The 21352-nt window shown below is 61.8% G+C and carries 22 protein-coding genes; 21 read left to right on the top strand and 1 reads right to left on the bottom strand.

The window, feature by feature from the left end:
- Positions 1–12: 12 nt before the first annotated feature.
- The 13 genes from VXM69_RS32615 (at position 13) to VXM69_RS32555 (ending at position 14858) form a co-directional block, all read left to right on the top strand.
- Entirely contained in the window at positions 13–864 is an 852-nt protein-coding gene (locus VXM69_RS32615; protein ID WP_367190385.1) for a TraU family protein, read from the top strand.
- Positions 861–1649: a type-F conjugative transfer system pilin assembly protein TrbC gene (trbC, locus tag VXM69_RS32610; RefSeq protein WP_367190271.1), complete on the top strand. Its 789-nt coding sequence runs from the start codon at positions 861–863 to the stop codon at positions 1647–1649. Before VXM69_RS32615 ends, trbC begins: the two co-directional genes overlap by 4 nt.
- Positions 1650–1654: 5 nt before the next feature.
- Positions 1655–2800, top strand: coding sequence for a hypothetical protein (locus VXM69_RS32605; protein ID WP_367190270.1), 1146 nt, complete (start codon positions 1655–1657; stop codon positions 2798–2800).
- Positions 2801–2844: 44 nt separating this feature from the next.
- A complete protein-coding gene (locus VXM69_RS32600) occupies positions 2845–3387 on the top strand; it encodes a transposase (protein ID WP_175907237.1) in 543 nt (180 codons plus the stop codon).
- Positions 3363–3713, top strand: coding sequence for an IS66 family insertion sequence element accessory protein TnpB (gene tnpB, locus VXM69_RS32595; protein ID WP_121863073.1), 351 nt, complete (start codon positions 3363–3365; stop codon positions 3711–3713). The genes VXM69_RS32600 and tnpB overlap by 25 nt, the downstream gene beginning before the upstream one ends.
- Positions 3714–3744: 31 nt before the next feature.
- Entirely contained in the window at positions 3745–5310 is a 1566-nt protein-coding gene (locus tag VXM69_RS32590) for an IS66 family transposase (RefSeq protein ID WP_367189789.1), read from the top strand.
- A gap of 138 nt (positions 5311–5448) precedes the next feature.
- Positions 5449–6759 carry a conjugal transfer protein TraN gene (locus tag VXM69_RS32585; protein ID WP_367190269.1) on the top strand — a complete coding sequence of 437 codons (1311 nt, stop codon included), beginning with the start codon at positions 5449–5451 and terminating at the stop codon, positions 6757–6759.
- On the top strand, positions 6756–7148 hold the full coding sequence (locus tag VXM69_RS32580) for a hypothetical protein (protein WP_367190268.1): 393 nt from the start codon (positions 6756–6758) through the stop codon (positions 7146–7148). Before VXM69_RS32585 ends, VXM69_RS32580 begins: the two co-directional genes overlap by 4 nt.
- Positions 7149–7206: 58 nt before the next feature.
- Positions 7207–7707, top strand: a complete 501-nt coding sequence (locus VXM69_RS32575; RefSeq protein WP_367190267.1) for a hypothetical protein — start codon at positions 7207–7209, stop codon at positions 7705–7707.
- A complete protein-coding gene (locus VXM69_RS32570; protein ID WP_367190266.1) occupies positions 7704–8669 on the top strand; it encodes a hypothetical protein in 966 nt (321 codons plus the stop codon). Before VXM69_RS32575 ends, VXM69_RS32570 begins: the two co-directional genes overlap by 4 nt.
- A complete protein-coding gene (locus VXM69_RS32565; RefSeq protein ID WP_367190265.1) occupies positions 8666–9475 on the top strand; it encodes a conjugal transfer protein TraF in 810 nt (269 codons plus the stop codon). The genes VXM69_RS32570 and VXM69_RS32565 overlap by 4 nt, the downstream gene beginning before the upstream one ends.
- Positions 9475–10920 (top strand): conjugal transfer protein TraH, encoded by a 1446-nt coding sequence (locus VXM69_RS32560; RefSeq protein ID WP_058904055.1) that lies wholly within the window; start codon positions 9475–9477, stop codon positions 10918–10920. Before VXM69_RS32565 ends, VXM69_RS32560 begins: the two co-directional genes overlap by 1 nt.
- The gene (locus tag VXM69_RS32555) at positions 10917–14858 is read left to right on the top strand and encodes a conjugal transfer protein TraG N-terminal domain-containing protein (protein WP_367190264.1); all 3942 of its coding nucleotides are present in this window, start codon (positions 10917–10919) and stop codon (positions 14856–14858) included. The genes VXM69_RS32560 and VXM69_RS32555 overlap by 4 nt, the downstream gene beginning before the upstream one ends.
- Positions 14859–14895: 37 nt before the next feature.
- Here the strand turns inward: VXM69_RS32555 and VXM69_RS32550 are convergent, their stop codons facing one another.
- Entirely contained in the window at positions 14896–15288 is a 393-nt protein-coding gene (locus VXM69_RS32550; RefSeq protein ID WP_367190263.1) for a hypothetical protein, read from the bottom strand.
- Between the two features lie 263 nt (positions 15289–15551).
- On the opposite strand from VXM69_RS32550, the gene VXM69_RS32545 reads away from it, so the two are divergent.
- From VXM69_RS32545 to VXM69_RS32510, 8 genes are all read left to right on the top strand, one after another.
- Entirely contained in the window at positions 15552–16178 is a 627-nt protein-coding gene (locus VXM69_RS32545) for a phospholipase D family protein (RefSeq protein WP_367190262.1), read from the top strand.
- A gap of 44 nt (positions 16179–16222) precedes the next feature.
- The gene (locus tag VXM69_RS32540; protein WP_175028060.1) at positions 16223–16471 is read left to right on the top strand and encodes a hypothetical protein; all 249 of its coding nucleotides are present in this window, start codon (positions 16223–16225) and stop codon (positions 16469–16471) included.
- 14 nt (positions 16472–16485) lie between these two features.
- Entirely contained in the window at positions 16486–18465 is a 1980-nt protein-coding gene (locus VXM69_RS32535) for a zeta toxin family protein (protein WP_175028061.1), read from the top strand.
- Between the two features lie 8 nt (positions 18466–18473).
- Positions 18474–18890, top strand: coding sequence for a hypothetical protein (locus tag VXM69_RS32530; RefSeq protein ID WP_226230460.1), 417 nt, complete (start codon positions 18474–18476; stop codon positions 18888–18890).
- A 55-nt stretch (positions 18891–18945) separates the two neighbouring features.
- Positions 18946–19344, top strand: a complete 399-nt coding sequence (gene bamE, locus VXM69_RS32525) for an outer membrane protein assembly factor BamE (RefSeq protein WP_058904131.1) — start codon at positions 18946–18948, stop codon at positions 19342–19344.
- 120 nt (positions 19345–19464) lie between these two features.
- Positions 19465–19974 carry a hypothetical protein gene (locus VXM69_RS32520; RefSeq protein ID WP_367190261.1) on the top strand — a complete coding sequence of 170 codons (510 nt, stop codon included), beginning with the start codon at positions 19465–19467 and terminating at the stop codon, positions 19972–19974.
- A 104-nt stretch (positions 19975–20078) separates the two neighbouring features.
- Positions 20079–20498 carry a hypothetical protein gene (locus tag VXM69_RS32515; RefSeq protein ID WP_367190260.1) on the top strand — a complete coding sequence of 140 codons (420 nt, stop codon included), beginning with the start codon at positions 20079–20081 and terminating at the stop codon, positions 20496–20498.
- Positions 20495–20980 carry a protein-disulfide reductase DsbD N-terminal domain-containing protein gene (locus VXM69_RS32510; RefSeq protein WP_367190259.1) on the top strand — a complete coding sequence of 162 codons (486 nt, stop codon included), beginning with the start codon at positions 20495–20497 and terminating at the stop codon, positions 20978–20980. The genes VXM69_RS32515 and VXM69_RS32510 overlap by 4 nt, the downstream gene beginning before the upstream one ends.
- Positions 20981–21352: the final 372 nt, after the last annotated feature.

Here is a 21352-nt window from a genome sequence, read left to right as displayed (position 1 = left end):
TGGCCTCTTAATATGGGCCAGGACGACACCCCGAACCCGGGCGGATTCCTCTGCTTCTGCAACGGCACATTCGGCGTCAAGTTCAGCTTCTGGGAGCCGATCCGGCGCGTCGACGTCACGCGCTCGCCATACTGCTTCGTGTCGCTCGGCGGGATCTCGCTGAACCCGGGCATCCACGCGCCGGAGGGCGAGGTGCGCGAGCAGAAGGACGATACCAAACAGAGCTTCTATCAGGTCCACTGGTACACCGATCCGGTCATGTACTACACCGAGATCCTGCTCGACGATCCATGCATGGAGACGGGCAGTTTCGACATGGCGTACATGACCGAAGTCGATCCGACCTGGAGCGACGACGATCTCACCATGCTCCTCGAGCCGGAAACGTATCTGTTCGGTAGCCCGATCGCGCAGGCGGCTTGCGCCGGCGACTGCGTGCTGTCCAGCCTTGGATTCGGCAGCAACCTGCTGTTTTGGTGCGCAGGCTGCAACGGCTCGATCTATCCGTTCAACGGCCACGTTCAGGCGCATGTCTCGGCCATTCAGGCGTCGTCGCTGCTGGTCGAGCGCATGACCGCCAAGCTGCATCGCGAGGGCTTGATGTGGGGAACGACGGGTGACGGCGCGATGTGCGGCTATTACCTGCAGCCCGTGATGGACAAGACCCAATACAAGTACACGATGCTGTACCCGGTCGCGCAAACCGACCAAATCAACGGTCAGTGCTGCCAGCCGTATGGGCGCACGTCTGCCCTCTGGGGCGCCGGCAAAATGATCCCGTACACCGGCGAGGACTTCGCCTACGAGATCTTCCGCAAGCGCAACTGCTGCATGGGCGCAAACCTGGGAGATCTCCCGCAATGACACGTCTCCTTCCCTCCTTGGCGGCCGCCGGCACGATCGGGCTAGCTACCATGTCGGTGTCGGCCCAGAACGTCTCGAACGACGCGCTTGCACGCGAGCAGCAACAGATCGATACGACGCGCCGTGCGACCTTCGATGCGGCAGCCAGCGGCACCGCGCGCTATCGCGGCGCGATGCCTTCGTCGGATGCGATTGACGCCGAGATGCGCCGTATCCAGGGCAATCGCGATCGGCAAATGGATAAGGCGGCAGCAAAGGCGGCTCACGATGGCAACGCGTTCCCGAACCTGCCTACGCCGGCGGCGGCCGCCGCCGGTGCAGATCCTCTCGCCGTTGCGAAAAGGTATGAAAGCCGTACGCAGCGCCGTGTAACGGATTCCTTCGTCGCGTTCGCGAGCTTCTCCATGCCCGCTGCCTCGCTCGTACGCCTGGTGAAGACAATGAATCAGGCCGGCGGCACTGTGGTGTTCCGGGGCTTCAAGAACGACTCGCTGAAGGCGACGGCCGCTGAGATGCAGCGGCTGGGGATTGCGTCCGGCGGCATCGTCGTCAACCCGAAGGCGTTCACGCAGTATCGCATCGCCCGCGTGCCCGCCTATGTCGTCACACGCGGTGGAGATGCCAACAGTCAGGTCGACAGCAGCGGATGTGCGCTGCCGGCGTCGTACGTCTCCTTGTCGGGCGACGTGACGCCCGCGTACGCCCTCCGCCAAATCGTCGATCACAGCCCTACCTACGCGGGGATCGCCGAGCGATATCTCCGTGCACTGGGGGATGTCGAATGAACGGAATGCGGGCAACCCTGCGCCGAAGCGCACCACTGGCCATCGCGGCCGTCCTGGCTGCGGTCGCCGTGTGCGCTGCTGCGGACGCCCCATCTACCGGGTCTGCGTTTACTGAAGGCCAGTCGTTCGGTAAGTCAGGAATGAACGCGGCTCACGGAAGCATCAGTGGCGGTGGCTCGAACGTGCCGAACTACACGAACCAGGACGGCGAGCTGACGCCGCTGTATGGCGGTGGGCAGGGCAGTCTCGGGCCCGCCGGATCCGGCAAGGAAGCGGATTGCTCGACGCAGCCAGCCAATCCAAGCGCCTACTGGCGTCAGGAATGCGATGCCGTGAATTACCTCGCGAAGAAGCCGCCCAATCGCATGCCGATCACCGCGAGCGATCCGATTGTGACCGGGAGCAAGGGGACCATCAATAACCCCGGCTCTACGACAAGTTCGCAGGACTGCCACAACGTGACGTCGACCGTGCCAGCAACCTACCGGAAGGAAACCTGCGAGCAGGCGGTGGGTACACAAACATATACGTGCAACCGCATCAACGATCCGGTCTGCACCGAACCCTACCAGGGCTGCGCTGCCGGCGGAGTCGTCGAGGGAAGTTTCAACGGCGGGTTTGCCTCGCGCCTGGCATCGAACTCTGCTCTCTGGAACTTCGGCGCGGACACGGGTTATCACGACAACTCGGGCTACAACGGACTTACCGTGTCCGGCTCGATGAGCTTCAGCGTACAGAACCTTGGTCAGATCGGTACCGCAGTCATCAGCCAGATCACGGCAAACAATACGCTGCGCAGCGTCGACATCAACGGCGTAACGGTCTACACCGATGCGCCGGACGGCGGTCGCATTCTCCAATGTGGGGAGGCGACGCTGCCGGCGTCGGCCGGCGGGATTGATGGACGGCAGACTACTGGCTATCTTGCCGCCGCTTCGCCTGGTGTGACCTTCACTCACAATTTGGTTTACAACGGCATTCGGAGCGTGTGCTCGGATAAAACTGCGTTCACGGCAGACGGCGGCCTCACGGAGTATCGACCGTTCTTCACATTCGGTAGCGAGTACGAGGGGAATCCCTCGACCATTGCGCCCAACACCGATATCCGCTCGTATCTGCATAAGGGCGTCAATACCGTCGAAATTCAGTAAGCCGTCAATAAACGACGCCCTACCAATGGTAGGCATAAGGTCAGATGCTAAGTGTCCGCGTGGACACATGCACTCAGACCATGATGACAGAGAAACAGGACCTTCGAAGCAGACTGGTAGTTGGCCAACGACGGGATGGCCGGCGGGAATTTGATGAAGATGCCGTGCGGGAGCTGGTCGAGTTTTGCCTGAAGCCGGGGGTATCGATCGCCCGGGCGGCTATGGACCATGACGTCAATCCGAATCAGTTGCGCCGCTGGATCTCGCGCCATCAGCAGCATACGCTGCAAACCCCAACGAGGCCGGACCCGCTGGTGATCGACGGCGTATCGATCGACATTCCGGGCACTGCCCGTCGGGTTCCGATGAGTGAAGCGCGGGCATTCGTTCCTGTCGTCACGACTGCGTCGACCGTGCCTGCCGTTTCCCCAGTACTGCCACCAGCCCCGTCGTTGATGGCGCTCTCGTTACATGTGCGCTTGTCCAATGGTGTCGAATTTGATCTCGGCGAGGCGAGTGTCGATGAGCTGGCCACGGTGATCCAGATGCTCGGGAGGCTGCCGTGTTCCGGTTCGACGAAGAGCTGAAGGTTTATCTGCATCGCGATCCAGTCGACTTCCGCATGGGCATCAACGGGTTGTCGATTCTGGTCGAACAGGCGATGCGCCTGAATCTGATGACCTCGGCGCTGTTCGTGTTCGGCAACCGACGACGCGATCGCATCAAGATTCTCGGCTGGGGCGGCAACGGCTTCTGGTTGCTGCTCAAGCGACTCGAAGCCGACCGCTTCGTCTGGCCGAACGGAGGCGACACGATCACGCTCAGCGCTGAGCAGTTGCACTGGCTGCTCGACGGAATCGACCTGGCCGTGATCCAGAAGCATCCCCAGCGATATTACGCGCGGATGAGCTGAACACGACGAGGGCGACATGGTCTAACCGGCCATGCCGAACAATCCCGTCATGTTGAGCGCCGAGGAGTACGAGGCGCTGATTGCCGCGAGCGCCGAACGCGATGCGCTGCGCGGTGAGCTTCGACTCGTGACGGCTCAGCGCGATCTGGCCGAGGAGAAACTGCGGGCCTACAAGCACGAACTGTTCGGCGCATCGAGCGAAGCGCGCCATGCTGACCAGCTCGGTCTGTTCAACGAAGCCGAGGCGCTGGCGACGACTACCGACGCGCCCGCGCGCGAGGATATGCCCGGCACATCGGTCGCCGCTCACACGCGCGGCAAGCGTGGGCGCAAACCACTCGATCCGAACCTGCCGCGCGAGGTCGTGCGACACGAGTTGCCCGAGTCCGAACGGTTCTGCGCGCATGATGGCCATGCTCTCGTCGAGATCGGCGTGGAAACGAGCGAACAGCTCGACGTGATTCCCGAGCAAGTGTGCGTCGTTCAGCACCAACGGGTCAAATACGCGTGCCCATGCTGCGATCTCGGTATCAAGGTCACGCCCGCACCGGCGCGTATCATCCCTCGCGGGCTGCTCACGGAATCCGCGCTGGCGTGGATCATCACCGGCAAGTACCAGTACGGCATGCCGCTGTATCGCCAGGCCACGCTGCTGCGTCGCTTCGGCGGCGCCATCTCGTCGAACACGCTGGCCGCCAGCGTAGTGCGGGTGGGGCTCGCCACGCAGCCGGTGATCAATCTGATGCGCGACGCGCTGCTCGAATCGGACCTGATCTACGGCGACGAGACAACGTTCCAGGTGCTGAAGGAACCGGGACGAAGGCCGCAAGCAAAGAGTTACCTGTGGGCGCAGATCAACGGCTCGGGGCCGCCTGTGCGGATGTTCTCGTACTCGCCGGGGCGCGGCGCCCAGCATGCGCAGAAGCTCTATGCCGGCGTGCAGCCTGGCACCGTGCTGATGACTGACGGGTACGAGCTCTACAACGGCATCGCCCACGATCACCAGCTCGTGCATCTCGGATGCTGGGCACACGTGCGCCGCGGCTTCATCAAGGCCGAGGAGTCGGTGCCGAAGGCGGCACGCTCGCCGGACCTACTGGCGACGCGCTTCGTCGTGCTGATCGGCAAGCTGTTCGCGGCCGAGGCGCGCAGCGCGAAGTGGAAGTCTGAACGCCGGCAGCGACTGCGTGCCCGGTACAGCGCCCGCGTGCTCACCATCATCGAGCGCATGCTGGTCGAGCATCTGCCAGGCGTCGTGCCGTCGAGTCTGCTCGGCAAGGCATTGCAGTACATGAGCGGACAGTGGCCCAAGCTGGTCCGCTACGTCGGTAACGGCAACTGGCCGATCTCGAACAACCTGTGCGAGAACGCGATCCGGCCGTTCGTCGTCGGCCGCAAGGGCTGGCTGTTCTCCGATACTGTCGCCGGCGCGCAGGCCAGTGCCAACCTGTACTCCCTCGTCGAGACGTGCAAGGCGAACGGCATCGAGCCGTATCGCTATCTGGTCTGGCTGTTCACCAGGTTGCCGCTCGCTGCAACTGCCGACGACTACGCCGATCTCATGCCTTGGAGAATGCCTGCTGCCCTCAACCACTGAGGGGCGTCGTTAAAAGACCGCGTACGAAATTCAAGCGGCGATAGGTGGGTACGGTTTCGAAGGCGGTGGGCAGGCTCGAGTTCAGCTGACGTTGAACCAGATCTGCACCGCGACTTGCACGCCGAACTGGATCGACCAGTGCAGCTCGTTCGAACAGCGGGCGGCACAATGAAGATCCGCGCTCTCACGTTCGCCACGCGTGCGTTCAGCTTCGTCGGCAGTGTAATGACGGCCACCCTGCTCGCCGCGCCGGTAGCGTATGCCGCGCCAACCTGCCAGCGTACAGGTTCAACCTGCATCGAGCCGGCCGGCACACGTGTCATCAACGGGATTCCGCTCTACCAGGATTGCTGGAATTACCAGGATAGCTACGAATGCCAAGCCGCTTCCACCGTTAACGACTGCACGCCATTGCAGCAGCAAGGCTGCGGCCTAGTGAACCAGCAGTGTGTGTCGTACAACGACGCGGTGCCGGGAAGCTGCGACACGATGCAGTACACGTACCAGTGTCTCGATACCCCGGCGCACACAACGACCGTCACCCAATGCACGAACACGATGTGCGCACCGGGTGCCGGATGCTTCTCGTCGAGTAGTGGTGCGGACGGCGCGCTCGGCAAGGTCGTAGCAGGGCTGGAAACCGGGCGGGAAGCCGGCGCCTACGGTGTCGGTGGCGGGAACGTGAACATTTTCAAAGGCTACGACAGCAGCTGCTCGATCAAGGTGCTGGGCGGCCTCGAAATCAAGAGCTGCTGCACCAGCAACGGCGGCGGTGCAGCTTACTCGAACAACGCGATTGGAAGCGCCGCAGTTAGCGCTGGACTGTCGGTTGCCGGAACGGCGGCCAAGCAAGGCATCGCGTTAGGCTCGAAATATGTCTTTGACCAACTGTACGAAACGGTCGATAGCTCCATCGTGAACTCCGGTCTCCTGCAGATGGGTGCATGGGCCGATAGGGCGCTGTCTACCTCCGGCACCTTTGGTGCCTACGGCTTCCAGTTCTCGTTCTCGCTGACCAACGGCGTTCAACTGGCCGACTTCAATCCGTACGTATTCGCGGCCGAGATCGCTGCGCAGCTGATCCAGATGTGGCTCGCCTGTTCTCCCGACGAGCAGGTGCTCAGTCTGAAGCGTGGCCAGAATCTCTGTGTCCAGTACAACCAGGGCTGCTCCAAGCGCGTGCTCGGCGTGTGCGTCGAGGAAAAGAAGAGCTACTGCTGTTTCAACTCGCTGATCGCGAAGCTTGTCAACCAGCAAGGCAAGGCGCAACTCGGCGTCCCGTTTGCCGGTTGCGGTGGCTTCACGGCCGACCAACTCCAGCGTATCGACTTTTCGAATATCGACTTTACCGAGTTCGTCAATTCGATCCAGTCCAAGGCCGTCGACGAGGATGCGATTCTGCAGCGCGTGCGGCAATCGATCGGAAGCGGAAAAGGGGTATCCCAATGAAGCGCCTTGTCTCCGCAGCGTTTACTACTGCGATTTTTGCGCTGCCGGCCGCGGCTTTCGCCGGCAGCTACGACGACTTCAGTGCAGTTCTCATCGACGCGATTGATCACGGGTCAGCGTTTGGCGCGCTGCGTGGACCCGTTGCGGGTTCCCTCATCACCAAGTTGCACGCCAACGGCCCGGTCTACGTCACGGCTCGCCCGATCGGCGACCTGCCGCGGGCTGGCTGCAAGCGTCTGGATGTGCTGTTCGACGTCCGCGGCGTCCAGACCGAGGCGGGCGAAACCAGCGGGCGCCTGGACGTGAAGATGAACTACTGCCGCGATCGAATCCCGCCGATCGGCTTGACGCCGGCGGCGCCGACGCAACCCGCGGGAGATGCACCGTGACGCAGCACCGCCCACTGGTTGCAGATTTCAAAACCCTCAATACGCAGGAGCGTTGATCATGTCCATCGAAAGCCTGTTTCCCCCTTCGCGTGTCCGCTCGAACTGGCGCTATGTGCTGCTCGCCAGCCTGCCTTGCTACGTGCGGCGATTCCTCTTCGCTTTGGTCATTGTGCCGGCGGCCGCCCCCGTCGTCGGGCTCGCAATACTGAATCACGGGTCGTTCACGGCTATGGCAACGACCGTGCTCGAACAGGCGGCCGGAAGCGGTACGAACCCGGACACGATTCGCCTGCGGACATGCACTGATACGGCCGCTCGACATGCGCCGGCGGCCGCCATTTGTATGCACTGGCGCACTGATGACGTGCCCATCGCGACGCTTGCCCCTCAGGTTGGTCACGGCTTGTTCGTCGCCTGGCTCGTTGCTGCCGCCATTACGCTTGCTGTGGACCTCGTCTGGTCTCCGCCCTCGCCTCTCGCACTGCGCAGACAACTCGACCCGATCGGACGGCAGCGTGCCGAACGTAGCAACGCAAGCCGCGAAGGAGAGGCGAAGTGAGACTGCAGATCACGATCACCAGCATGAGCGCCGCGCCGGCGCCCGACTTGCCGAGCCATCTTTTTGCCGGCGCCGGCAGTGACCGGGCGACCTTCCGGGTGACGCGCGGCGCCGCACCGTCGCGAGAAGCCATTTCCGTGTTGCTCGAGGACGCCATCGCAGATGTTTGCGTGACGAACTACGATCAGGCCACGGGGCAAGGCAGCTTCGTAGTTGTCGACGGACCGGCGCCGGCGGCCGGTACGACGATCGAGCTCGATGACGACGCGGTCGCGGATACGGTCGACTTGTCTGATCGGGCGCCCCCGAGCTCGGGGGTGCCAATCCAACAGCCTACGATCGAACAGTTTTACGACATGCTCGATCGGCACGACTGGTTTTTCGGTTACTCGGACGATTCCCGGGTATATCGGTACGGAAGCGACAACCTCGAACGGCTGAAGGAAATTGCAGGTTCCCTCGGCGGCGACCATGCCGCGCTTCTCGCAGCTTTCCAAAGGCATCACTTCTCCGGTGCGCCATGGTCGACCCCTAAGTGGGACAAGCCGGCTCGGCCCGCAAGCGGTGTCGTCAATATCCCGACGGCACCCTCGCCGGCGTCGACAGAACCGAGCCAGCAGCAAGATGGCCGATTTTCTGCCGAACAGCGTCACGTGCAGCACGACCACGACTTGCGCGAGTTTGCTGCATATCAGCGACATTGCATTTCGAACGTAGTTGACGCGGCTTTCGCCTGGCGGAACGCACGTCGTGCGTTTATGGGCGCTGCGGCGGTGTTGCACAAGCCCAGGGCTCGAAGTCAATTCCTGTGGATTCTCGGAGGGAGGCGGCGTCAATCCGATGCAGCCGAACAGGTCAAAGCCGCGCAGTCTCTGGGTTTCGCGGAAGTGCAACTCGAGCAGGCACTCGGGCAATTGATGGACGCCGGCTATCACGTCGACGCGCAGCGGAGCCAGCCATGAGCGCATCCCGAGGCTTCCGGCTCGCGGTAGCGATCCTGCTTCCCGCCGCGCTACTGGCGTCGCCGATCGTGGACGCTGACGGGTTGGACTACAAGTCCGCCTGGAGCTGCGACGGGCAGGAAAAATTCAACTGGTACTGCGATGACGACAAGCCTGCGGCGCCGGCGGGTGCGAGCGCGGCCAAACCGGCCGATTCCGACGACTTCGACCAGATCAAGTCGGCCGATGAGATGCGCGAGGCACTGAAGCACCGACTCGACGTCGCGAACATGGACCCGACGCCCGAGCACATCAAGGAGTACATCAAGCTCTGGGAGTACGTCCAGCAAAAGAGCGCGGTCTTTGCCGACCAATGGCGCCGGGTTGTGTGGCAGAACCCGAGTCTCGATTACTCGCTCAAGCGTCCGACTAACAACGTCGCTGTCCATACCTACGACCGGACCCGGGATTCGGACCAGGACGGGCAGCTGCGTGCGCTCGCGCAGAAGCATGGCCTGATTTTCTTCTTCCGCTCCGACTGCCCGTATTGCCACGCGATGGCCCCGACGATTGTGCTGCTCGCGCAGCGCTATGGCATCGACGTGTTGCCCGTTTCGCTGGACGGCCGGGGCATTGGTGAGTTTCCGCACCCGACGCCTGACCATGGGCAGGCGTCGGTCTGGGGCGTCCAGCAGGTGCCCGCCCTCTTCATCGCATCGAAAGAGACGGGCGATCACGCAATGATCGGCTCGGGAACGATGTCCCTCCAGGACATCATGGATCGTATCTTCGTTCTCACTGCCTCGCAGCCTGGGGAGCTCTTCTGATGAAACCGACACGCTGGATCGCCGCACTGACGGCTGCAGTGTTTGCCATCGCCCCAGTCTGTTCGAGCGCGATGTCGATGCAGCAGGTCTTCGACTCGATCAACGCCATGGGCAACGTATCGAGCCCGCGTGCGTTGCAGGGCGAGACGATGGATATGTACAGCGGCGGAAGCGTGTTCATGCGTACGCCACACAAGACTTACCAGCTCGCGAGTGTCACCGCCCCGGAATGGGGCGCCGGTTGCGGCGGGATCGACCTGTTTGCCGGCGGGTTCAGCTTTATCAATAAAGAGCAGTTTGTTGCGCTGCTGCGCAACATCGGCTCGAACGCCTTGGGCTACGCATTCAAGCTTGCCCTGCAGAACCTCTGCCCAACCTGCGACAACGTCATGCAGTCGCTGCAGACCATCGCCCGCGACGTCAACCGGATGAACATCGACTCGTGCCAGGCCGCGGAGGGCATCGTCAATGCGGTGACGCCTGTTGCATGGAAAAAAGAGCAGGCGAACTTGGCCGACACGCTCGGGCCATTCACGAACCTGTATTCGGATATGACCGATGCCTGGACAAATACCGGAAACAGCTCGGCGCAAGCGGCGCAGACGATCAATACGGCCACCGCATCGGATTCCAATCTCGCGGCCAAGCAGCCGTACGGCAACGTGACGTGGCAGGCGCTGCAGCAGCTGCCGGACCTGAGCACGTCGGATCGGGAATTCCTGATGTCGCTGGTGGGGACGGTCATTTTTCCCGACCCGTCGGATTCGGGCGGCACGGAGGTGAATCCTGTCTTCCTGCCGCGAATCGGCAGCCTCACGGTGCAGGAATTGGTCGGTAACGATCCTGCCGCGAACTCCGGCACCACGATCCAAGTGTACGTGTGCGACGAAACGACGAAGTGCTTGAATCCGTCAGTGCAGGAAATTGGCTACACCCCCTTCCGTACGCTCGTACAGCAGAAGCTGCAGGTGATTACGGACGCGATCGCCTCGCGCTCCGCGATCCCGAATCCGGCGGACACGTTTCGGTTTTTGAGCATGACCGACCTGCCGGTCTACAAAATGATCGCGGTCGGCACGCGCCTGAACAATTCGTCTCTGGCCGACCAACTGTTGAGTACCTACCAGTCGCTAATCGCAGCCAAGTATGCCGAAGCCTACATCCATGGATCCGCTGAAGATCTTCGACGAGCAATCGCGCGTTACGGGACGGTGAAATCCAGCACGTCGCTGCTCGACGAGGCCACAAAGCTCAACACCAACATCGACACGGTCGAATCGGAAGCACGCAGTGTCGTAATGCAAGCGTTCAGCCAGACGTCGAACGCGTGGCAGCTGGTTGAGCAGCTCCAATCGATCGAGCGTGCGGTACACGCGAATGTGTCGTCGTCGCTTCGAAACTCGTTGGCGTTTGGCCAGACGTTGAACGGCGGGAGCACTCAATGAACATGGAAATTGACACCTATGGAAACGTCGATACCTTGTACTACGTCATGCAGGGTATTGCGTCTTTCATGGGCAGTGGCACCTGGACAGGTCTCATCCGTTACACGCTGTTGTGCGGGGTGGTGATCTGGACGATTGTCGCGCTCGGTCGGAAAGGCTATGAGATCTTCCGCTGGTTCGCCGCCGCAATGCTGATGACGCAGCTGCTGTTCCTGCCGGTTGAAAACGTGTTCATCACCGACGTCAACAACGTGCAGCCTACTCGCGAGGTGGACCACGTCCCGGTGTATCTGGCCGCGGTTGCCCAGAGCTTCACGCTTATCTCTCGAGTGCTGACACAGTCGTACGAAACGATTTTTTCGGTGCCGGATACGCTCACCTTGAAAAAGGGCGATGTGGGTTTCGGCATCTCAGTTCTTCAGAAGGTGAACAAGGCTGAAATCACCGATCCGGGGCTGCACGCCGACCTTATCCAGTTCTTCAAGGAGTGCACGGTCTACGACATCCAGGACGGCGCGATTGATCCGCGGACGATTATGAACGGCACGGACCCGTTCAATACGGTGTTCACGTCGACCAGCCCGGCACGGTACGTGACAACCAACACCCTCACCGCGAATCCTACGACGGACACCTGTTCAGCGACCGGAACCTTGCTGCTGCTGCGCGTACAGGATGCGGAGCAAGCAGCCGAGCAAATGTATGGCAGCGAGATGTATCCGGATATCGCCGACCCGTCCATGGCGAAGGCGGAATTTGTCAACGCGATCGGCGATTCGTACGGCTTCATCCTCCAATCGTCGCAGAACGCGTCGTCGGCGCTGCGACAGGCAATGTTCAACAACGTGTGGCGTCAGGCGGGCGCCGAGCTTCCCGCGATGCTGAGCGATCCGGCGCGCGTCGCCGAGGTCAATGCGTTGATGAGCTCGGCTCAGGCTGCAGTGGCGACGAACGGTTCGCTTGCCTCCATGGCGATTCTGGCGAAGAACACGCTGCCGACTGTTCGCAACTATGCCGAAGCGATCATCTATGCGGTTTTCCCGCTCATTCTGGTGCTCTGCCTGATCAGCGGCGCTGACGGCGCCAAGCGAATCCTTGCGATGTACGCGAAGACGGTGGCGTGGGTATCTATCTGGCCGATGCTCTTCGCGGTAATCAACGGGCTGTCCCTGATTCACCTGAGCCATGAGATGCGCTCGATGTCGTTGCAGGCCGGCGTCCCGTTCGGGATGGCGGCGAAGTTTGGCCAGACGTTGCTCGACGAGCAGGCGCTGCTTGGATACATGGTGATTATTACGCCGCCCCTTGCCTGGATGTTGCTGAACTTCGCGTCGGCTGGCGTTGTAGGTGCATTCTCTCAACTGAGTGGCGCGTTGACCGGTTCTGCTCAGCAGATCGGTGGCCAGCAGGCGCAGGGCGACGAAAACATCGGCAACGTGCACATGGATTCGTCGTCGATCGATAACGCGTCGCGCAACGTGACCTCAGCGAACAAGTACGACAACACCGTGCAATCGCGCACCGGTTCGATGAACGTCGATACCGGGACGGGCTCGGCCTTTACGAATTTTTCCAATGGCCTAATCGCTCGCACCGAGTTTCAAAACAGCCTCGGCGTTTCAGCGACTTCCCAGGACGCATTCGAGCGGTCTCTTGGCACCGACACCTCGACCGGTGTCGCCGCAAGCCGAACCAATTCCACGTTCGCTGGGCGCGAGCAACTTGCGTCCAGCACGAATAGCGTCTCGAGCAGCCAGGAGCGTGGAAGCACGCAGCGCCTGTCCGACGATTCCAGCTCAGGTACGCGGGCCTCGTCTAGCCAAACAGGTGAGCGGCGGACCGCACATGATCAGCAATATGCGATAGATCAGTCGCACTCCGTCGACGGCACAACTTCTGCAGGAGCCAAAGGCTCGATCATGCTTGGTGGCGGCTTTGCCAAATCGTTTGGCGATGATGGGGCGCCGGCCGGCACCGCTGGCAGTGGAGGCGGCGGCTCAGCCGGTGGTAGCGGGCGTGGGCCTTCCGGCAATGGTCGGCAAGGAAGTGGCAATCCAATCTCGAACTCGCCTCTCTTCAACCAAGCAGAAGAAGACAAACTCGCTCGCAAAGCCGAGTCACTTGGCAAATCGCCGAACGAAGTCCAAGCGATTCGGGATGCATATCGATCGAAGGTGCGAGCCGCGGAATATGCAAATGGCGGTGGCACGGGGAGAGGGCAGTCGAGTCTGAAGTTCGGTCTCGATGTCTCGGGTGAAGGTGGATATACGAAGTCTTGGCGGAATTCCGACGCACAAAGATTCGTTGATCAAAACAGTAGTTTGGCTGCCTACACCGAGAGCGATTTGGTCTCTCACGAAGGCTCGCAAATGCACAATGACTCCACCGGAATGGAGTCCGGGCAGCACGTTCGCAGCGACCGTTCCGCCTCTCTGACGGACCAGGTTTCATCTGGCTCTCGTGTTGCAGCGGATCTCACTCGCAGCGCAGACGTGCGCCAGCGCGGATCGACGCAAGTTGTTTCGCGCGTAGATACCTCGACCAACCTGATGACGCCTGAGAACCTGCAGGCCGTCGCAGCGCGCAACGGTATGCGATACAGCCAGCTGATGACGCTGCCCTCTCCGCAGATCGCTCAGTTGGTCGCCCAAGATGCAGCGATGCGCGACATCGTTTCGCGCAACTCGACGTTGCCGACCACGGCCCGTGATGGGTCCGCTCTCCCTGCGAGCGGGATCGACGTCGTTCGCCAGGACCAACGCAACCAGTCTGGTGTTGGTGGAAGTGCGCCCGCGTCGTTCCAGCGATTTGCAGGAGCGGTTGGACCAGTGGATACGAAACCCCTGGATGTTGCGACGCCGATGCCTCAATTCGTGACCGACGCTCAGCAGCGTGTGGAGGTTATGCAGCAACGGGTGGCAAGCGAGTCCGCCGCGCCGATCAAGCAGGTGCATGACCACATCGATCCGTCGGCTGACAACAAGCCGCTCATGACGCCCGAGCGGGCGCCGGGCCGCTCGCTTTCCTCTCCGCCGGCGGCGACCCCAGCTTCCGATAGCAAGGGGCCCCTTTCGGCATGGGTGACCTCGATTCAGCCGACCGGGCCGGTTGGAACAACGTCCACCTCGGCACCTATTGAAAACTTTCTGCATCCGCGAACGACGGGAAACGGCCCGACTCTTGAAGCCGCTCGAGCGGCGGGAACAGGCACGGATTCGCCCGCCAATCAACCGCGCCTGTCCGAATCTGACTTCAGGATCGTGACTCTGCCGGCCGGCAATGACCACATGTCATATCGGCAGAGCGATCGTCGAGCGCCCGATGCTCTTGACGGGACATACAGCCGACCGTCTCCGGAGCTATCCAGCCCTGATCAAGAAGCTGTAGCGCGATCCGTCGAACCGATGCGGGATCACCGAATGGTCGACGATGGAAGTCAGGGACGTGGCGTGCCGACCGCTTCAATGAAGCGCAGCGGCGGGGTCTCAGTCGTGGCTCCGCGAACGACGGCCGTTAACTCCGGCTCGCGAGTCGACAACGTCATGCCAGCCAATGCTGGTCCAGTGGGGACTACGCCGGCGCCTACTGCACCTGGAACAGCTGCCCGGAGCAGTTTGACGTCTGGTGGCGTCGGCCTCCCAACCGTCGGGTCACAAGTCGGTGGTGTTGAAAGAAAGATCGAGATCGATCGTGCGCCGGCCGGGCCATCTGCTGCTGGTGCTGTCTCGCCTACGACACCTTCGCCGTACCCCAATCCCGCAATCGCCGGAAGCGACGCACTGGTTCCGAGCGACGAGTCGGCGACCAGCGGCGCCGCCACTTCCCCGAGCGTTCTGGTCTCCCCGACTCGACTAGGGCGCGGTTCGGCCGATGACGAACGGGGAGTCAAGTCGATCCCGCGCGCGGACGTTGCAAACGATGATCCCGAGAACCAATGAAAAAGGGGCCTCGCGGCCCCTGACGTTAGTACATCAATCAATGACGCCAATCGCTATGACTCATCTGATTTCTTTGGTCTCTCCAGAACCAATCGTTAGAGAGGTCGCTGGTTGCATTGTTGCTCGAGCGAGCCGTGTTCCAGCCGTCATCAAAGTGCGCACCGATCATGATGAGATGGCCAAACTTGACTGCAACTCCCAATTGAGCGAGCACGCCGACGATGCAGGAAAAGAGCGCACCAAAAGCCAAAATGGCGAAGGGCAGCTGCATGACTGTAACCACGACGGCCGAAATCAGCAGCGTGGCCAGATAGCCCCACATGATCTTCCTGTAAATGATTCGGCCGCTTCGCGAAGCGATAAACGACGTGAAAACCGAGAAAATCACTGCCGCCATTACCGCCATGAAATTCGCAAGTACGTAATCCATGATAAGCGTCCCCGTACGCAATTAGTATTGACATTACGCCTGATTTGGCGTACTGGCAAGTTAATCCTTGATGACGTAATTCGTCGTGGTGTCAATTCATTTACGTCTTTAATTAGCGCGATCTCGACGGTGAGTCGAGTGCGTTTGACCGCGCTCACGTTTCCTGCCCTGCTTCTTGCCGCTTGTGCCTCGCCGCACGGTGACGATGCCTGCGCCCGCTCCTATTCCGCGAGCGGACACACCTCCCACGTCGGGAGGTCGGCATGAAGTTTCTCCTCTTCCTCGTGCTCGCGGCCGGTGTCGGCTACTACGTGCTGCATGACGGCCCAACGCCGGATTTCGGCAATTTGTCGTCGTCCGTTGGGCATTATGCGAGCGCTCTGAAACACCCGGCCGAAAACGCCTCACATTCGGAAAGCACCGGCTCTGGCGATCGCGCCTCCGTGCAATTCGCCACTTCGCCAGACGGCCAGGCCGAGGCCCTCGTGCTGAGCGTGATCGATAGCGCGCAGTCGGAGCTCGACGTCGCCGCTTACGAGCTCACCAATCGTCGGATCGTTACCCACCTGATCGAGCGCGCCCACGCTGGTGTGCAGGTTCGTGTTGTCCTCGACCGCTCGCAGCTTGACGGCCGCGGCTCGAAGCTCGCGGATCTCGTCGCGGCCGGAATACCGGTTCGCATCGACATGGCCGTACCGCTCATGCACGACAAGTTCATCGTCGCTGATAGCGATACGACCCAGACAGGCTCGATGAACTACACGCAGGCCGGCGCCAACCACAACGCAGAAAACGTCCTCGTCATCTGGCATCACGCCACGGTCGCCGCAGCCGTGCGGAGCGCGTGGACGCGGCTATGGAATGAATCGAAGCCTTACCCAGGGGTTTGACCCAGGAAGCACGCGCGCAAGCTTAATTTTTTCAGGAGAACACGATGCCTCATGTCGATTACGAAGTCGCCTGCCAAACGATCGGGCAGCTGATCGCCCACTGTGTCGCCGTCATCGCTGAAGAGGAGTCGCGGTCGGAGCCGGATGCGGAGTGCGTCGCGATAGCGGACGCAGAACGCAAGACTCTGGTTGCCGCTCGCGATGCGCTGCATCCGGATGATGCGGTCGCGATCGCTCGTGCGCTGGACGTCTACGGCCCGCGTGTTCGTCGATTGAACCTCGGTCGCGCCTGACTCCGGAGCCCATCATGGACAATTTTCCGGATGTCGTGATGCAGCGCGCGTATGCGCGCGTGGAGCGCGAGGCGATTGACGGCAGTCGCGAGCAGGCTGAACCGAAGGCGATCCTCATCGGCGGCCAGCCCGGTGCCGGCAAGACGGCCCTCGCGCGTCAGGCGATGGGGGAACTCAACGAACGCGGTGGTGCCGTTTTGATCGACGCGGATCGCATGAGGGAGAACTTGCCGCAGTACAGCCGGCTTCTTCGCGAAGATCCGCGACACGCGGCTGACTTGACGCATGCCGACGCCGGTCGATGGGCCGGCCGGCTAACCACGGCCGCATCCGACGCGCGGCGTGATCTTGTGGTCGACGGGACGATGCGCAACCCCGATAGCCTGCGCAATCTGGCACGGCGGCTCAAGGAGCGCGGCTACACGCTGGAGGTTCGGGGCGTCGCTATGCCCGCCGAGGTGTCGCTCACACGTGCGCAGATGCGTACCGAGCGAGAAATCGCGACGACGGGCGTGGGGCGGGTTGTCAATCCCGAGCAGCACGACCAGGCGTATGCCGGCATGGTCGAGACGGTCGCGTTGCTCGAGCGAGAGAAGGCAGTGGATCGAATCTTGATCCTCGATCGGCATCACCGCGAGGTCTACCGCAACGAACTGCATCAGGGTGAATGGCGCGAGCCGCAAGCGGCCGCCGCGTCGATCGTGCATGAGCGCGAGCGTCCGATGACCCGCGACGAGATAGCCCATCACGTTCAAATGCTCGATGACATTCGTGACGCTCGTACAGGGCGAGGTGCGCCGGCACCGGAGATTGCCGACATCTCGCTGCGTCGTGAACAGGCGCTACGCGTCCGGGAGAGGGATGCGCAAGCACTGGCCAACGGGGCGTCTGCGGATGCGCGGCCGGCGCCGGAGCGTGGCTTGCGCGACGTCCTCCGGTCAATGACCCGTGACGTGCCGAACCTCGGTGGCCGCTTCCCCGATCCGGTCGCCGAGGAAATCGCCGCGTCGCGTCATCTGCCCGCGCTCGAAGCCAGGCTTCGCTCGCACGGGATGACTCACCTGACACCGCTGGACGCCGGCGCGTCGTCGGTCGTGCTGGCGGCCGACGACAAGCATGTGGTGCGGCTCGGTACCGGCGATCTTGCCGTTCGGCCAAAAATTCCCGAGGTCTTGCAGCCGGTGGCGAGCGGCACCGAAGGCAATCTGCGATACGAAATCATGCCCCGCGCCGAAATGCGAGGCGTGACATCGGCCGACGTCGCGCGCACCGCCGATGCGCTTCGTCAGCGCGGTTACCACTGGGGCGATCAGGGCGTCGACAATCTGGGCATCGTGGACGGTCGTGTGGTAGTCGTCGATCCGGGTGGCATAGAGCCGGTACGCGAACGGGCCATTCTGCCGTCTGCACACCAACCGGATCAGGCAAAGACGGAGGTCGAAGTCGATACGGCGCGCGCGCCGCGCCGGCGTACCGTTGACCACGCACGCGACGCGGAGCGCGGCCGAGCGTTCGACACGCTGGGTCGTGACCAGGCGCTCGCCCTCTTCCCCGAGCTCGACGCGGCCTACCACCACCTCGAAACGCGGACCTCGATCAGCACGGTTCCCCACAGCGAACTCGAACGCGCCAACCTGTCCGAGCAGATCCATCGCGGCCAGCTACCCGAGGGTGACGTGCCGGACGACGTTTCGCGCCGGGCGATCGGCCTGGCCGGCGATCACCACAACCTGATTTTGCGCAATGCGCAGCAGCTGGAGCGCCACTACCGCGGCGAGGTGCTCGCCAACTCGACGCACCACTCGCTGGTCAAGATCGGTCAGACCGTCGGCATCGTCTATCCGCGCGATCGATTGTCCCGCGACGTGGAGGTCGGCGAGCAGGTCGCGATTCAGTATTCGCCAGATAGCGCGCTGCACCAGGTCAAGGAGCGCGATCACGAAGCAGAACGCGCAGACCGATCACACGACCACCAGCTTTCTATCGAGCGATAGGGGCCGCCATGTCTATTTTCAATCGCCCCCGCCGTGCGCGTCCGGTTCCACATTTTACGCGGCTCTATCTGGCCGAACGTCGACACATTCGCCGTCGGCTGTGGACCAGTCCGAGACTGCTGCGTACCGAAGCCGATTGGGCGACACGTTACGTCGTGCAGTGGCTCGCGCTGTGCTGGTTGGCATGGGCACCGGCGTTGTTGCTCTGGGGGCGACTGATCTCCAACGGATTCCACCTGGACTACCCGATCGTCGTCGAGCCGCGCACGGCGCTGCCGATGTACGCGTTCGCTGGCCTCGTCGCTTCGCTGTTCTACGCGTGGTGGCGACCGTACATCAGCTACGTCGAGCTGCAGGTCAGGCGCCACATGGACGACTGGTACCGCGCTGTATGTGAAGCAGAGCGATCCGGCCGCCTGTACTAGGCCAGCAACGAATCACCGCCATTTTTTGACTGTTGACCACACCAAGAGGAAGACCATGAAATTCACGAAGAACACGCTCCTGATCGTCGCCTTGTCGGGCACTGCGTTACTTGTCGGTTGCGCGACCACCGGCAACGAGCACCTCGAATCCGCGACGCAATCAAGCGTTCAGGCCCAAATCCAGCAGGGCAAGAGCACGAAGCAGGACGTTCAGGATGCTTTCGGTTCACCGAACAAGACCACGTTCACCGATTCGGGTCTCGAGATCTGGACATACGAGCTGGCTCACGCCACGCCGCACGCTATCAACTTCGTGCCGATCGTCGGTGCGTTTGCACATGGCGCTGACGTGCGGAAGAAGACGTTGACCGTGCTGTTCGACGACAGCGGCGTCGTCAAGAAATACACGTTTGCCGAGACCACCGACGTGGCCAAGGGAGGCATCGGCCAGTAAGTGCCACCACTGAATTGATCCCCGGAAGTGTGTATACCCATTTCGCACTTCCTTTGGCACCAGCCGGTGAGCCCGGCTGGCCTTTTTTCCCTAAATCGTGTTTCTGTTAAGGCACCCCCAATGAATCGATATCGCGCATCTTTCGCCGAGCGCCGGCGAGCCGCCGCCTCGATCACATGGCCTGACGGCACGCTGATCCTGACCAATCCTGATCCCGCTGCTCAACGCAAGCTGAAAGGCGTGGCGGTCGCGATGGTGACGGCGGCTTGCCTGTTCTCCATCACCGGCACGAACGGGCCCTTGCAGTCTTGGGCTCGCTCGCGCGACTACCTCGACATGCGACCTGCGATGGAGTCCGCGTTTAACGGCGGGAATCGTTCTGCCGGTACGTGGCTTGCCGTTCATTTCAATCGGGACTATCCGGGTTTGCTTCAGGCGGAGTCGGACGCCGGCGAGCCGACCGCGATGTACCTGGTTGCTCGTACGCGCCTGCAAAAGCACGCGGATTTAGGCGGTCCGATGGCCGTGGCCGATGCGGATCGGGAGATCGGTATGCGACTCATGCGTCAAGCCGCAGCGGCCGGCAGTCAGGACGCCCTGCGTTATTTGATCAGCGTTTCGACGAACTGAACGCCACGATGGAATCCGACAAATACGCGGCATGTAATGGAGAAAGCTGTATGCATTTGCGTCCCCTCCCTCACCCTCCCGTTCATCGTCGACATGTGGGAATCATGCTCGCGGTGTTGGCGCTCGTTACCTGGCTGTTGATTGCGCCCATTGCTTACGTTGATGCGCTCGGATTCTGGAATAGCACGGAACCCTTGTTCATCGCGGCGTTTGTTACGACGTTAATGTTCTTGCCGGCTTTACGCTCGACGTGCACGCGACCGGGCACATGGAGCGCACTCCGTCGTGCGCAACGCGGTTTGCGCAGTTTCGGCATGTTTGTCTATCTGATTTGCATGCTGTTGATGATCATGATCGTCTGGAACTTCGACTCCCCGGCGGCCGGATTGGTCGAATCGGCTTTCGACTTGTGTTTCGACGGGATGGTCGCGGGCGCGACGGTGTACTTCTGGAGCTTACTGGCGCTGCCCGTCTTGCATGGGCTCGCTCGCGCTGAATTGGCGTGGAAGCAGCGAGGCGCATGATGACTGCTCGAACCCGAGTTCTACGCCGATTCGTCGTGGCCGTGTCGTTGGCATTGCATGCATGGATCCTGAACGGTGTCCTCGCTTGCCCCGCATACGCCGAGCAGTTTCTCTCGCCGGAGCAAGCTTTCCGAGTTCGCATGACCGAAGAACCTGGCGCGGTTGTCCTCCATTTTGCGATCGCCGACGGCTATCGACTTTACGGCGATCGCTTCCGGGTCGCGAGTGATGACGGTCGGGCGCACCTCGGTGCAATTCAGCACGGTACTGGCAAGGTCGTCGCTGATCCGAGCGCAGGACATCCGGTGGAGGTGTTCGAGCGCGAAGTGACGTTGCGTGTGCCGGTCAATGCTCGCGAGATGTTCGGCCTCACGGTGACTTATCAAGGCTGCGCAATCAACCAGATCTGCTATCCGCCGATGCAGCGCACTTTTCCGGTGATTGCTGCTGCACTGCTGTCGCAGTCGGAGGCGTCGCGATGACGGTCGCCCTTTCTCCCTTCGCGCGGGCACTCAAGGTGCGTGTCCCGTGCGCCTATGCGGTCTGTACGACAGACCCCGGTTCGCCAGAGTGCTTCAGCCATCACCGTGCGGCTCAGCACCACGCGATAGCACCCACTCGAGCGTGCGTTGGCGTCCACGATGGGGAATTCCCTCCCCTGACTGCCGATATCCCGATGCTGCGCGACGCCTTCGAGGGTGTCGTGCTCGAGATTCACCAAAGGCAGCACCGTCGGATCGCCGGCGATGTTGCCGAAACAAACCCCTCTGTTCCCGGAATCTTGGCGGAGGACAGGAACAGAGGGCTCCAGGTCCTGCGCGAGCGCAGGCGTAAACGTCCCGTAGACCGGACAC

Source organism: Burkholderia sp. Ed8 (genome assembly GCF_040761425.1).
In the GTDB taxonomy this organism is placed as follows: Bacteria; Pseudomonadota; Gammaproteobacteria; order Burkholderiales; family Burkholderiaceae; genus Burkholderia; species Burkholderia seminalis.
The sequence above is the reverse complement of the archived record's forward strand: the minus strand, read 5'-3'. Positions and strand labels throughout refer to the sequence as shown.